Here is a 13,580-nt window from a genome sequence, read left to right on the forward strand (position 1 = left end):
CCGGAGCCGCGGTGGGGGCGGTCGGACCCGCACCGGAGCCGCGGTGGGGGCGGCCGGATCCGCTCCGGAGCCGCGGTGGGGCCGGCCGGAGCCGCTCCGGAGCCCCCGGGGCCGGCCGGACCCGTTCCGGACGGCTACTCCGCTCGGCGGTCCACGTACTCGTACACCGATCCGTCCGGGTGCATGGCGATCAGATTGCGGCCCGCCGGAGTGGCGACGGGACCCGCGAGCACGTGCGCGCCCGAGTCGGTGAGGACACGGTGGGCCTCGTCGACGTCCTTGACGGCGATGGTGGCGGCGACCTTGCGCAGGACCTCCAGCTCGGCCTCGGGCCCGCTCATCAGCAGGAAGCACCCGACCGCGGCCACGGAGACACCGCCGCGTTCGAAGCGGAGCGCGCTCCCGCCGGCGAGTCTCTCGTAGAACGGGACCGAGGCCTCCAGGTCGTCGACGCAGATACGCAGCGTGGCTCCCAGAATCTCCATGGGAGGAGCCTAGTTGGGGCCGCCCGGACGGGAGATCGTTTCGCACGGATCCCGCACGCCGCGGGAGCACCGCACCCGCCCGTCCGCTGGAGCGCGCAGCCGCCCGGGTCCTTCCCCGGACCGGCCGCCGACCTCGCGTTACGCCTCTGCCGGGCCGGGTACTCGGCGGCCATGGAACGCTTGGATCATCTGGAACACCTGGACAAGGACCTCGTCGACGAGCTGGCGCAGGTGGCCCGCGAGACCGTACGGGACGAGCTGCGCGAACAGACCCGCAAACAGCGCCGCACGGCCACGCTGTACGCGGCGTCCGGCGCCCTGGCCCTGTACGCGGGCGCCGCGGTGGCTCTGGCCATCGGGCTGGGCCTCGCCGCGGGGCTGCCCGGCTGGGCCGCCGCCCTGATCACCGCGGCACTGCTCGGGGTGGCGGCCTTCGTGCTGCGCGGCATGGCCCGGCCGTCCACGCACCCGCACGGACACACCGCGCACCGGCCCACCGATCCCGACCACGTCGTCGGCGGTTCGGCCCCGGCCACTCCGCCCAGCGGCCTCGGCATGCCCTACCCGCCGGTCCCGCCCGTGCCCCCGGGCGCCCCCGGCAGCACCCCCCACATTCCCGGAACGGACTATCCGGATGCGCCCCACCACCGCGCGTGACGGACACCGCGTGCGGTGACCGTCCCGCACGCCGCCTGCGGTGACGGCGACTCGTCGCCGCGGCGCTCCCGACGTGAACCCGGACGACACGGGTGAGACGCTGGGGGCGCCGGTGTTTGGGTGCCCGCGCCCTGGGGACGCGGAAGAGCCCGTACGAGCGACACCGCCGGAGGCGAACCGTGAGTCGACCCCGCATCCTGATCGTCGGTGCCGGCTTCGCCGGGTACCGGACGGCCCGCGTCCTGTCGCGGCTGACCCGGCACAAGGCCGACATCACCCTGCTCAACCCCACCGACTACTTCCTGTATCTGCCCTTGCTGCCCCAGGTGGCCGCCGGTGTGCTGGAGCCACGCCGCGTCACCGTCTCGCTCACCGGAACCCTGCCGCGGGTGCGCATGGTGCTCGGCGAGGCCGACGGCATCGACCTCGACGCCCGCACCGTGCACTACACCGGCCCGGAGGGGGACGGCGGCACCCTCGGCTACGACCGCCTCGTCCTCGCCGTCGGCAGCGTCAACAAACTGCTGCCCGTGCCGGGCGTCGCCGAGTACGCGCACGGCTTCCGCGGCCTGCCCGAGGCGCTCTACCTCAGGGATCACGTGACCCGGCAGGTGGAGCTCGCCGCTGCCACCGACGACCCGAAGAGCTGCGCCGCACGCTGCACCTTCGTCGTGGTGGGCGCCGGCTACACGGGCACCGAGGTCGCCGCCCAGGGAAAGCTGTTCACCGACGCGCTGGTGCGCAAACAGCCGTTGTACGACGGCATGCGGCCCCGCTGGCTGCTCCTCGACGTCGCGCCGCGCGTCCTGCCCGAACTCGACGAGCGGCTCTCGCGCACCGCCGACCGCGTGCTGCGGCAGCGCGGCGTCGACGTGCGCACCCAGACGTCCGTCGAGGAGGCCACGCCCACCGGGGTCCGGCTCAGCGACGGGGAGTTCGTGGACACCCGGACCCTGGTGTGGTGTGTCGGCGTCCGCCCCGACCCGCTGGTCGCGGGACTCGACCGGCCCCTGGAGCACGGTCGGCTGCTCGTCGACCCGTACCTCCAGGTGCCCGGCCGTCCCGAGGTGTACGCGTGCGGGGACGCGGCGGCCGTACCGGATCTGGACCGGCCCGGGCAGTACACGCCGATGACCGCCCAGCACGCCTGGCGGCACGGACGGATCGCCGGACGCAACGTCGCCGCCTCGCTCGGCATCGGCAGCCGCCGCGCCTACCACCACCGCGACCTGGGCTTCACCGTCGACCTCGGCGGAGCCAAGGCCGCCGCCAACCCGCTCGGCGTCCCGCTGTCGGGGCCCGTCGCCGGAGCGGTCACCCGGGGCTACCACCTCGCCGCCATGCCGGCGAACCGTGTCCGCGTCGCCGCCGACTGGCTGCTGGACGCCGTACTCCCGCGCCAGGCCGTACAGCTCGGTCTGGTCCGCTCGTGGTCCGTCCCCCTGGACACCGCGTCGCCGGAACTGGCACGAGTGCCCGGTGCACCGGCGAAGCACGCCGACCGACCGGAAGGAGCGTCATGAAGACCCGTCAACTCAACGAGCTGGCACGTCAGTTGCGTGTGGACAGCGTGCGCGCGGCCGCCGCCGCGGGCTCCGGGCACCCCACGTCCTCGATGTCCGCGGCCGATCTCATGGCCGTACTGCTGGCCAACCACCTGCGCTACGACTTCGAACGCCCCCAGCATCACGGCAACGACCGGTTCATCCTCTCCAAGGGCCACGCCTCGCCCCTGCTGTACTCCGCCTACAAGGCCGCGGGGGCCATCAGCGAGCCGGAGCTCCTCACCTTCCGCAAGCGGGGCAGCCGGCTAGAGGGCCATCCCACGCCCCGGCGGCTGCCGTGGGTGGAGACCGCCACCGGTTCCCTCGGACAGGGGCTCCCCGTCGGCGTGGGCGTCGCGCTCGCCGGCAAACGGCTGGACCACACCGGCTACCGGGTGTGGGTGCTGTGCGGGGACAGCGAACTCGCCGAGGGCTCCGTGTGGGAGGCCGCCGAGCACGCCGGATTCGAGCACCTCGACAATCTTGTCGCGATCCTCGACGTCAACCGCCTCGGACAGCGCGGACCGACCCGGCACGGCCACGACCTGGACGCCTACGCCCGGCGCTTCAGGGCCTTCGGCTGGCACACCGTCGAGGTCGACGGGCACGACGTGGACGCGATCGACCGCGCCTTCGGCGAGGCCGTATCCACCGCCGGACAGCCGACCGCGATCATCGCCCGCACCCTCAAGGGCAAGGGCGTCGCCTCCGTCCAGGACCGTGAGGGCCTGCACGGCAAGCCGCTGCCCGACCCCGAGGAGGCCGTCGCGGAGCTGGGCGGGGTCCACGACCGGCACGTGGAGGTCCAGCAGCCGCCCGCCGCACGGACCGTGCACGCCGCGCACTCCGGGCACCTCGACCTGCCCCGGTACGACACCGGCGACGAGGTCGCCACCCGGGACGCCTACGGGCAGGCGCTCGCCGCGCTCGGCACCGCACGCGGCGACGTCGTGGCCCTGGACGGCGAGGTCAGCGACTCGACGCGCTCCGAGTTCTTCGCCAAGGAGCATCCCGACCGCTTCTTCGAGTGCTACATCGCCGAACAGCAACTGGTCGCCACCTCCGTCGGCATGGCCAGCCGCGGCTGGGTGCCCTACGCCTCGACCTTCGCCGCCTTCCTGACCCGCGCCCACGACTTCGTCCGCATGGCGGCGGTCAGCGGCTCCGGCATCAACCTGGTCGGCTCGCACGCGGGCGTGGCCATCGGGCAGGACGGGCCCTCCCAGATGGGCCTGGAGGACCTGGCGATGTTCCGCGCGCTGTACGGCACGACCGTGCTGTATCCGTGCGACGCCAACCAGACGGCCAAGCTCGTCGCCACCATGGCCGACCTGCAGGGCATCCGCTATCTGCGCACCTCGCGCGGCGCCGGCCCCGTGATCTACAGCCCCACGGAGGAGTTCCCGGTCGGCGGCAGCAAGGTGCTGCGCGCCAGTGGCCAGGACCGGCTGACTCTGGTCGCGGCCGGTGTCACCGTCCACGAGGCGCTGGCCGCCGCGGAGGCGCTCGACCGCGAGGGCATCCAGGTGCGGGTCGTCGACCTCTACTCGGTCAAGCCTGTCGACCGCCGGACCCTGCGGGACGCCGCCGAACAGACCGGCTGCCTCGTCACGGTCGAGGACCACCGCGAGGAGGGCGGCATCGGGGACGCGGTCCTCGACGCCTTCCTGGACGGCCGGCCGGTGCCCCGCCTGGTGCGCCTCGCCGTCCGTACGATGCCCGGCTCGGCGAGCCCGGGCGAGCAGCTGCACGCCGCGGGCATCGACGCCGAGGCGATCGCCGCGGCCGCGCGGCTCCTGGTGGAGACGGCGATGGTGCGCTGAGCGGCGGCGAGGACGGAGGAAGACGCGAAGGTATGCCGAGCGGCGCGTGCGGGCGGACGATGCCGAGGCCGCGCCGACCGGGCCCGAAGGAGGAGAGCGCATGACTGGTCTGCGGTACGTCTACGCGATCTGCCGGCCGTTCCCCGCGGCCCTGTCGGCCGAGCTGACCGGTGTCGCGGGAGCCCCGGCCCGCCAGGTCCTGCACGAGGACCTGGTCGCCGTGGTCGGTACGGTCCCGGAGGAGGACTTCGCCGTGGAGCCGCTGCGCGGTCATCTGCGGGATCCGGAATGGGTGGGCGAGACCGCCCTGGCCCACGAGTGCGTCGTCGACGCGCTCACCACCGTCACCAGCCCGCTGCCCCTGCGGCTCGCCACGGTGCTCCGCGACGACGCCGCCGTGCGTCTGATGATGCAGGAAGGGCACGACCGGTTCGTGCGCGCACTCGACCGGATCGAGGGGCGGGTGGAATGGCGCGTGCGGATCTATGCGGAGACCGGCCGGCCCGCCGCATTCGACGGCGCCGGCCCGGACCGCGCGGGGATTTCCGGTGCGGCGGCGGAAGGCCGGGTTCCGGCGAATGCCGAGGAATACGCCCGGCAATTGCATGACGACCTGTCGCGCCGCGCCGAGGGCGCGTGTTTGCATCCGCCACGCAATGTGGAGCTCTCCGGGAAGTCCGGCACGAATGTGCTCGACGCCGCCTATCTGGTTCCTCGAATGAAATCGGAGGAATTCGTGGAGCGTGTGCGTCGCGCACAGCATGAGGAGACAGGTTTGCGGGTGGAATTCACCGGCCCGTGGGCGGCCTACGCCTTCACCGGAGAATCCGCGTTCGCGGGCGAATTGGCATGGCCTGCGTGCGACACGACCGTGCATCACGTCTGACCTGCACGGGGCATGAGACGAGCGGCCCGCGGACCGGATGACCGGTCCGCGGGCCGCTCGTCTGGCTCTCCCGGAACTCTCTCACGGAACTCCGGACAGCTCACGGAATCAGACGGGAATGGCTACCACCTGTACCACCGGCCCCTGCCGCCGCCGGCATTCGTGCCGCGCACCAGGAATCCGAGCAGCCACAGGACGAGCACCACCAGCGCTATCCACCAGAGAAGTTTCACCGCGAAACCGGCACCGAAGAGAATCAGGACCAGCAGCAGTACCAGCAGGATGGGAACCATAGTGTTGACCTCCTGCACGTCCGAGTTTCCCGGAACCGGAGAATCAGACCTCCTTGCGGCAGAGAATTTCTCCGTGCAGGACCGAGAACCAGCCGTCCTCCTGGCGCCCCCACTCCCGCCAGGCGTCCGCCACCGCCCGCAGCTGTTCCGCCGTCGCGTGACCGGCCTGTGTGGCCCGCTCCGCGTACGCCGAGGCCACCGTGCGGTCGGCCCACAGCCCGCTCCACCACGACCGCTCGTCCTCGGTGGCGAAGGTCCAGGTGCTCGACGAGGCCGAGACGTCCCGGATGCCGGCGGCCAGTGCCCACGACTTGAGACGGCGTCCGGCGTCCGGCTCACCCCCGTTGGCGCGGGCGACCCGCAGGTACAGGTCCAGCCAGTCGTCCATGCCCTGCGACAGCGGGTACCAGGTCATGGCCGAGTAGTCCGAGTCGCGGACCGCGATGAAGCCGCCCGGCTTGGTGACCCGGTACATCTCGCGCAGCGCCTGGACCGGATCGCCGACGTGCTGCAGTACCTGGTGGGCGTGGACCACGCAGAACGTGTCGTCCGGGTACTTCAGCGCGTGCACGTCCGCGACGGCGAACTCGACGTTGTCCAGGCCGCGTTCGTCGGCCAGGTCGCGGGCCTGGTCCAGGATGCCCGGCGCGTGGTCCACGCCGGTGACGTGTCCGTCGGGGACGTGTGCGGCCAGGTCGGCGGTGATGGTGCCGGGACCGCAGCCGATGTCCAGGATCTTCATGTGGGGCTTCAGCGAACCGAGCAGGTAGGCCGCCGAGTTGGCGGCGGTGCGCCAGGTGTGCGAGCGCAGCACCGACTCGTGGTGGCCGTGCGTGTAGACGGCGGTCTCCTGCGACTTCGACATGACCGTTCCCCTTCGCGTCGTACGGGACCTCGCGGGGCCGCGTGCGCACCCCGCGAGGCGATGGCATCACCGTACGCGCTCATGTCGGATGATGAGACCGACATCTTGCTATGTGGACGATCTCGTCTTCACGCGGTGGAGCCGGTTTCCTGGCCGTCGAAGGGGAGCGGGCAGTAGACGGTCAGCGCCTCGGGCGTCTTCCGCAAGGTCACCGGGCCGTCCACCTCGGTGACTTCGCCGTCGTGGGCGAGGAGCGTGCCGGGGGCGATGCCGTCGATGCGCAGGTTCCGCACCCGGACGGCGGCGTGCGCGGGGGAGCGGGTCAGCGGTCCCGCGAAGGCCGCGGCGAGCAGACGTATCGCCGGGTGGCGTCCGCCGTGCACGACCCGCACGTCCAGCTTTCCGTCCGCCAGGTCGAAGCGCCGGGCCGGCGCGAGGCCCATCCGGTGATACGTGCCGTTGCCCGCGAACAGCAGCCACAACGGGTGCTTGCGGCCGCCGAGTTCGGCGTGCAGCGGGTGGCGGTCCGCGCGCAGGACGCGCACCGCGCCGAGCAGTCCGGCGGGCCAGCCGCCGATCCGCGGCGACCAGCGCTCACGCTCCCGCACCAGCTCCGGGTAGACGCCCAGGCTGAACGTGTTGAGGAAGATGCCCCCCTTGCGGCCCGCCGAGAAGCGGCCCACGTCCACCCGCACCGCCTCGCCCCGCTGGAGGGCACGGCTCAGATCGCGCTCGCCCTCCACACCGAGGTCGAGCGCGAAGTGGTTGAGGGTGCCGCCCGGCAGGACGGCGAGCGGCAGGCCGTGGCGCAGCGCGACCTCCGCCGCGGCGTTCACGGTGCCGTCACCGCCGCACACGCCGAGCACCCGGGCGCGCGCCGCCGCCTTCTCCAGTTCGGCCCCGACGTCGGCCGGTTCGCACTCGACGACCTCCGCCCTCGGCAGCACGTCGGCCAGGGCCCGGACCCGTTCCGGCGTGCCCGCACCCGTGTTCGCCACCATGACCAGACCCTCGCCCTCGGGCAGCGCAGGCGCGCCCACGCGGGGCCGCCCGGCCGGGCGGCCCAGGTCACGGGTCGGGACGAGGGCCCGTACGGCGTACGCGGCGCCCACGCCCAGGGCCGCGCCCGCCAGGACGTCGCTCGGGAAGTGGACGCCCGTGTAGACACGGGACAGCGCGACGGCCGTGGCCAGCGGAGCCACGGCCGCGCCCCACCCCCGGGACTCCAGGGCGACGCCCGTCGCGAAGGCCGCGGCCGAGGCCGCGTGCCCCGACGGGAACGACGTGGTGATCGGCTGGCGCTTCAGCTGCCGCACCAGCGGGACGGGGTCCAGGGCGGGACGGGAGCGGCGTACCGACCGCTTCCCGATCGTGTTGATGGCCGCGGAGGCGAGGGTGAGCGAGGCCAGGCCCCGGACGGCGGCCCGGCGCGCCCTCGGGGTGCGGCTCGCGGCGATCGCCGCGGCCGTGGCGAACCACAGCACGCCGTGGTTCGCACTGCGGCTCAGACGGGGCAGCACGCGGTCGCCGCCCGGCCAGTGGCGCGCCGCGACCGCTTCGAAGAGGCCGGAGTCCGTGGAGAGCAGGCGGTCCCGCAGGACGTGGCGGCCCGGGGGGCGGAGCGTGAGGTCGACGTCTGGGGTCAGGGTCATGGCACTCCGCATACCCCGGACCGGAGATTTCTCGCCCCCGGCCTCCCGCGACGTCCTCCGGCGCCCTCGGGCGCCCAGCGCCCAACCCCGGCCGTCCGTGACGTCTTCCGTCGCCCTCGGGCGCCCAGCGCCCGCCCCCGGCCGTCCGTGACGTCTTCCGGCGCCCTCGGGCGCCCAGCGCCCCACCCCCGGCTCCCGTGACGTCCTCGGACACTGCGCGCGCCCGGGCCTCCCGCGACGTCCTCCGACGTCCCCGGACACCCCGCGGCGCCCCGACCTCACGCGATGTCCGGCGTCGCGCCTCCCGCGATGTCCGGCGTCGCGCCGAATACACGTTTGCCCCGCGGCGCCGGGTCCACCGAGAATGCCTCCTCATGGGACACCTCGAAGCCGCGCACCTTGAGTACTACCTGCCCGACGGGAGGGCGCTGCTCGGCGATGTGTCGTTCCGGGTGGGAGAAGGGGCCGTCGTCGCCCTGGTCGGGCCCAACGGGGCCGGCAAGACGACCCTGCTGCGGCTGATCTCGGGAGAGCTCAAACCGCACGGGGGGACCGTCACCGTGGGGGGCGGGCTGGGCGTCATGCGCCAGTTCGTCGGCTCCGTGCGGGACGAGACGACCGTACGGGACCTGCTGGTGTCGGTGGCCCCGCCACGGATCCGCGAGGCGGCCGGGGCCGTCGACGCCGCCGAGCACGCGATCATGACCGTCGACGACGAGGCCGCCCAGCTCCGCTACGCGCAGGCGCTCGCCGACTGGGCCGAGGTGCGCGGATACGAGTCGGAGACCCTCTGGGACATGTGCACCACGGCGGCGCTCGGCGTGCCGTACGAGAAGGCGCAGTGGCGTCTGGTGCGGACCCTGTCCGGCGGTGAGCAGAAGCGCCTGGTGCTGGAGGCCCTGCTGCGCGGCACCGACGAGGTGCTCCTGCTCGACGAGCCGGACAACTACCTCGACGTCCCCGGCAAGCGCTGGCTGGAGGAACGCCTCAAGGAGACCCGCAAGACCGTCCTTTTCGTGTCGCACGACCGGGAACTGCTGGCCCGCGCGGCCGAGAAGATCGTGAGCGTCGAGCCCAGCCCCACGGGAGCCGACGCCTGGGTGCACGGCGGCGGCTTCGAGACGTACCACGACGCCCGCCGGGAGCGGTTCGCGCGCTTCGAGGAGCTGCGCCGCCGCTGGGACGAGAAGCACGCCCAGCTCAAGAAACTCGTACTGAACCTGCGTCAGGCCGCGTCCATCAGCCATGAGCTGGCGTCCCGCTACCAGGCCGCGCAGACCCGGCTGCGGAAGTTCGAGGAGGCCGGACCGCCTCCGGAGCCGCCGCGCGAACAGGACATCCGGATGCGGCTGCACGGCGGACGCACCGGCGTGCGGGCCGTCACCTGCAAGGGCCTGGAGCTCACCGGACTCATGCACCCCTTCGACCTGGAGGTCTTCTACGGCGAACGGGTGGCCGTCCTCGGCTCGAACGGCTCCGGCAAGTCGCACTTCCTGCGTCTGCTCGCCGGCGACACCGTCGCCCACACCGGCGAGTGGAAGCTCGGCGCCCGCGTGGTGCCCGGTCACTTCGCGCAGACGCACGCCCACCCGGAGCTGGAGGGCCGCACCCTGCTCGACACCCTGTGGACCGAGCACTCCCAGGACCGCGGCGCCGCGATGTCCCGGCTGCGCCGCTACGAGCTGACCGCGCAGGCCGAGCAGCGCTTCGACAGACTCTCCGGCGGCCAGCAGGCCCGCTTCCAGATCCTGCTCCTGGAACTGGAGGGTTCCACCGCCCTGCTGCTCGACGAGCCGACCGACAACCTCGACCTGGAGTCCGCGGAAGCCCTCCAGGAAGGGCTGGAGGCGTACGAGGGCACGGTCCTCGCGGTCACCCACGACCGTTGGTTCTCCCGCTCCTTCGACCGCTATCTGGTCTTCGGGTCCGACGGGCGGGTGCGGGAGACGCAGGAGCCGGTGTGGGACGAGCGCCGCGTGGAGCGTGCCAGGTGAGCCGCTGATCCAGGGCCGTGCGGGGCCCGGCCCGGGCCTTTCGCCCGGGCTCGTCCCGGCCTCCGGCGCGCCGCTCCTTCGGCGCACACGGAGGCCGAGGGCCGCGGATCTTCGTAAGGTGGAGGGAGGAAGGCGAGCTCCATGGCCCCTCCCGGATGCCGCTCGGACCATGCTCGCCGGGCCGGTACCCGGACCGCACCGTAGGACACGACGAGCGGGGTACCACCATGACCGGAGTCGACCCGGGCCGTCTGGACGACCAGCAGCTGATGAAAGAGCTGGAGACGATCCACCGCACGCGCCATGACACGCTCCTGCACGGCTCGAACGACGCCCTGCGCGTCCACAACGAACGCATGGCGCAGCTGGAGGGCGAGTACCTGCGCCGCCATCCGCGCCGCCGGGTCGTCGCGGGCCGCACACGCGACGGCGCCCGCGAGCGGACGCCCGGAGGGGCCTGAGCCGTATGACTCCCACGACGGAACACAGGACCGGACCGCTCGCCGCCCCGGGCCCGGACCCCCTGCTGACACGGCACACGCAGGCCCTGGACCTGTTCGGCGACCGGGTCCGCCAGGTCCGCGCGGACCAGTGGGAGGCGGGCACGCCGTGCACGGAGTGGACGGTGCGGGACCTGGTCAACCATCTCGTCTCCGAGCAGCTGTGGGTGCCCGCGCTGGTGCGGTACGGCGCCACCGTGGAGGCGATCGGCGACACCTTCGACGGCGACATGCTCGGTTCCGACCCCGCGGCGTCCTGGGAGACGGCGGCCCACGCCGCCCGTGAGGCGTTCGGCGCGCCGCGCGCCCTCGACCGCACGGTCCACCTCTCGTACGGCGACACCGGCGCCGACGCCTACTGCGCGCAGATGACCGCCGACCTCGTCGTGCACGCCTGGGACCTGTCCCGCGCGATCGGCGCGGACGAGCAGCTCCCCGCCGACCTCGTCGCCCTCACGATGCGCGAAGTGGCCCCGTACGTCGCCCGGTTGGCGGAGAGCGGACTGTTCGCCGAGCCGGTGCAGCCGCCGCCCGGCGCGGACCAACAGACGAAGCTGCTGTGCCTGCTGGGGCGCCGGCCCTGAGCCTCCCGAACGTCCCCTGCCCCGGCGTCACGCCCACGGGCACGGACCGGCCCGGGGGCGTCCTTCGTGGCCCGGACGTCCTGGTCGAGTCCTAGGGGGGTTTCGTTTGGATCGGCCCGGGTCCGCGTCGCCCGGCACGGCACCTCGCCGCGTTGTCGGACCACCCGAGTACGCCCAGTACGCGGTGATCCTCCGCCTCGCGATGCACCGCACCGGACGCCGCGGACTGATCCGACCCGATCCGAACGAAACCCCCTAGACGTCCTGGTCGAGCGCCGCGGCGAGGTCGCCGAGGGCGACCATGCCCACCGGGCGTCCGTCCTCGACCACCGGTAGCCGCCGCACCTCGTGGTCGCGCATCAGCGTCACCGCGGTCACCAGGGCGTCGTCCGGACCGACCACCACCGGATGCGGTGTGCAGACGGCCCGCGCGCTCACCGTGAGCGGATCGGCGCCGTCGGCCACGGCGCGCAGGGTGATGTCGCGGTCGGTGAGGATCCCGACGAGTTCGTGATCGGCCACCAGGACGTCACCGACGTCCTGGGCGCGCATCAGCTGGGCCGCCTCCACCAGTGAGGCGTCCGGGCGGACCGCGACGACGCCCGGCGTCATGACGTCCCTGACGAAAACTGCCATGTCTGCCGGCCTTCCTGCCGTCCCGGACCGGGGGTGTCCGGGTGATGGACGATGCCACCCGCAGTACCCCCGGTCCCGGCGGCCATGCCCTCGCTAACGCGTCCTGACGGCTCCCACGACCGATTCGGCCAGTTCGTGGACGGTGCCGTAGCGCTCCTCGGGCGGCAGCAGTTCCAGCGCCTCGACGAGGCTGTCGGGTGCGTGCTTGCCGCGCAGTATGCCGATCAGCTCGCGGGGTCCGGCCGGGAACGACGTCCGGCCCAGGAACCGCGCGAGCTCCAGCCGGAGCGTCTCCAGGGAGCCGGGTGACCGGTTCGGCACGACGGGGCCGACCGTGATCGGCGGGTCGTCGTCGGCGACGGGCTCGGGATCGTGCCACTCGTCGGTCCGGGTCGGGTGTCCGGACCTGAGCACGTCCCGCAGTTCGTGCTTCATCTCCTCGTCCCGGTGGACGCTCAAGCGGTCACTGCCTCGCTGCATCTGTCCCTCCAGAGGTTCGGGGGTGGTGAGCGCGTACCCGTCGGCCCGCGCTCGACACGTGCGTACGCACGCCCGTTCACGCGCGCGTACATCGGCCTGGTCAGCGGCCTGTTCGGCCGCGCTCGCGGCAGACGGGGGAGGCCGCTCCCTGTGCGGCGGGACCTTCAACCCCCGTGCGGCCGCGAGTGGTCCCCGGCGGGACCGGGCGTTTGTCCCGCATGCGGCGGGGCAGACGCAGCCCCAGTGCTTCGGACAGGAGGCACGTCCGTGGGAGCGGCGAACCGCGCCACGGGTGTACCCGTCCGGCGCACGGGCGCGCTCCCACGGTGACTGTCCAACTCAAGGCACCCCCCGAGGGAGTTGCGACGCATCATGCGAACCAAAGCGAGCGCGACGCACCATCCGCACGACGACGCCCCCGATACCGTCGGGGCCTTCCGCGAACTCGCCGGGCTCTCCCCGGGCCCGGAGCACGACCTGCTCCGCGAGAGGATCGTCGAGGCCTGGCTGCCCATGGCCGAACGGCTCGCGGGCCGTTTCCGCAGCCGGGGCGAGAGCTACGAGGACCTGCGTCAGGTCGCCGCTCTCGGCCTGGTCAAGGCCGTCGACCGCTACGACCCAGAACTGGGCAACGCCTTCGAGAGCTACGCCGTGCCGACCATCACCGGCGAGATCAAGCGCCACTTCCGGGACCACATGTGGACCCTGCACGTGCCGCGCCGGGTCCAGGACCTGCGCAACCGTGTGCGCTTCGCCTGCCAGGACCTCGCGCAGACCGTGCCGGGGCGCAGGCCCACCACCGCCGAGATCGCCGAGCACGCCAGGATGAGCGAGGACGACGTCCGGACCGGCCTGGAGGCCCTGGAGAGCTTCACCGCGCTCTCCCTGGACGCCGAACTGCCCGGCAGCGACGACGGCTACTCGCTCAGCGACACGCTCGGCTCGGCCGACCCGGCGCTCGACACCGTCGTCGACCGCGAGGCCGTCAAGCCCCGTATCCAGGCCCTGCCCGAACGTGAACGCGCCATCCTCTACATGCGGTTCTTCGGCGACATGACCCAGAGCCGCATCGCCGACGAACTCGGCATCTCCCAGATGCACGTCTCCCGGCTGATCAGCCGCTGCTGCGACCGGCTGCGCGACCAGGTCATGCGCGACGCGGCGTAGCCCGCGGGCCGCCG

The 13,580-nt window shown here is 73.0% G+C and carries 14 protein-coding genes; 8 read left to right on the top strand and 6 right to left on the bottom strand.

Annotation, left to right across the window (positions count from 1 at the left end):
• Positions 1-134: 134 nt before the first annotated feature.
• The gene (locus tag BKI49_RS31050; RefSeq protein WP_028801850.1) at positions 135-485 is read right to left on the bottom strand and encodes a VOC family protein; all 351 of its coding nucleotides are present in this window, start codon (positions 483-485) and stop codon (positions 135-137) included.
• A 171-nt stretch (positions 486-656) separates the two neighbouring features.
• Between BKI49_RS31050 and BKI49_RS31055 the strand changes: the two genes are divergently transcribed.
• The 4 genes from BKI49_RS31055 (at position 657) to BKI49_RS31070 (ending at position 5,395) form a co-directional block, all read left to right on the top strand.
• Positions 657-1,142, top strand: coding sequence for a phage holin family protein (locus tag BKI49_RS31055; RefSeq protein ID WP_095937598.1), 486 nt, complete (start codon positions 657-659; stop codon positions 1,140-1,142).
• A 179-nt stretch (positions 1,143-1,321) separates the two neighbouring features.
• Positions 1,322-2,665, top strand: coding sequence for an NAD(P)/FAD-dependent oxidoreductase (locus tag BKI49_RS31060; protein WP_095937599.1), 1,344 nt, complete (start codon positions 1,322-1,324; stop codon positions 2,663-2,665).
• Positions 2,662-4,509, top strand: coding sequence for a transketolase (locus BKI49_RS31065; RefSeq protein WP_095937600.1), 1,848 nt, complete (start codon positions 2,662-2,664; stop codon positions 4,507-4,509). Before BKI49_RS31060 ends, BKI49_RS31065 begins: the two co-directional genes overlap by 4 nt.
• 100 nt (positions 4,510-4,609) lie before the next feature.
• Positions 4,610-5,395, top strand: coding sequence for a GvpL/GvpF family gas vesicle protein (locus BKI49_RS31070; RefSeq protein ID WP_095937601.1), 786 nt, complete (start codon positions 4,610-4,612; stop codon positions 5,393-5,395).
• 122 nt (positions 5,396-5,517) lie between these two features.
• Here the strand turns inward: BKI49_RS31070 and BKI49_RS31075 are convergent, their stop codons facing one another.
• The 3 genes from BKI49_RS31075 to BKI49_RS31085 all read right to left on the bottom strand — a co-directional run bounded on the left by BKI49_RS31075 (position 5,518) and on the right by BKI49_RS31085 (position 8,199).
• A complete protein-coding gene (locus BKI49_RS31075) occupies positions 5,518-5,688 on the bottom strand; it encodes a hydrophobic protein (protein ID WP_095937602.1) in 171 nt (56 codons plus the stop codon).
• Between the two features lie 43 nt (positions 5,689-5,731).
• Complete coding sequence (locus BKI49_RS31080) at positions 5,732-6,553, bottom strand: class I SAM-dependent methyltransferase (protein ID WP_095937603.1); 822 nt, start codon at positions 6,551-6,553, stop codon at positions 5,732-5,734.
• Between the two features lie 128 nt (positions 6,554-6,681).
• Positions 6,682-8,199: a bifunctional phosphatase PAP2/diacylglycerol kinase family protein gene (locus tag BKI49_RS31085; RefSeq protein ID WP_095937650.1), complete on the bottom strand. Its 1,518-nt coding sequence runs from the start codon at positions 8,197-8,199 to the stop codon at positions 6,682-6,684.
• 380 nt (positions 8,200-8,579) lie between these two features.
• On the opposite strand from BKI49_RS31085, the gene BKI49_RS31090 reads away from it, so the two are divergent.
• The 3 genes from BKI49_RS31090 to BKI49_RS31100 all read left to right on the top strand — a co-directional run bounded on the left by BKI49_RS31090 (position 8,580) and on the right by BKI49_RS31100 (position 11,283).
• Positions 8,580-10,199 carry an ATP-binding cassette domain-containing protein gene (locus tag BKI49_RS31090; RefSeq protein ID WP_095937604.1) on the top strand — a complete coding sequence of 540 codons (1,620 nt, stop codon included), beginning with the start codon at positions 8,580-8,582 and terminating at the stop codon, positions 10,197-10,199.
• 155 nt (positions 10,200-10,354) lie between these two features.
• Positions 10,355-10,660: a DUF6158 family protein gene (locus BKI49_RS31095; protein WP_095937605.1), complete on the top strand. Its 306-nt coding sequence runs from the start codon at positions 10,355-10,357 to the stop codon at positions 10,658-10,660.
• Between the two features lie 5 nt (positions 10,661-10,665).
• Positions 10,666-11,283 carry a TIGR03086 family metal-binding protein gene (locus tag BKI49_RS31100; RefSeq protein ID WP_095937606.1) on the top strand — a complete coding sequence of 206 codons (618 nt, stop codon included), beginning with the start codon at positions 10,666-10,668 and terminating at the stop codon, positions 11,281-11,283.
• 255 nt (positions 11,284-11,538) lie between these two features.
• Here the strand turns inward: BKI49_RS31100 and BKI49_RS31105 are convergent, their stop codons facing one another.
• Positions 11,539-11,919, bottom strand: coding sequence for a CBS domain-containing protein (locus tag BKI49_RS31105; RefSeq protein ID WP_095937607.1), 381 nt, complete (start codon positions 11,917-11,919; stop codon positions 11,539-11,541).
• 93 nt (positions 11,920-12,012) lie between these two features.
• Positions 12,013-12,399 (bottom strand): DUF2795 domain-containing protein, encoded by a 387-nt coding sequence (locus BKI49_RS31110; protein WP_095937608.1) that lies wholly within the window; start codon positions 12,397-12,399, stop codon positions 12,013-12,015.
• A gap of 372 nt (positions 12,400-12,771) precedes the next feature.
• On the opposite strand from BKI49_RS31110, the gene BKI49_RS31115 reads away from it, so the two are divergent.
• On the top strand, positions 12,772-13,566 hold the full coding sequence (locus BKI49_RS31115) for an RNA polymerase sigma factor SigF (RefSeq protein WP_095937609.1): 795 nt from the start codon (positions 12,772-12,774) through the stop codon (positions 13,564-13,566).
• The last annotated feature ends 14 nt before the right edge of the window (positions 13,567-13,580 follow it).

Source organism: Streptomyces sp. Tue6028, assembly GCF_002300165.1.
GTDB lineage: Bacteria > Actinomycetota > Actinomycetes > Streptomycetales > Streptomycetaceae > Streptomyces > Streptomyces siamensis.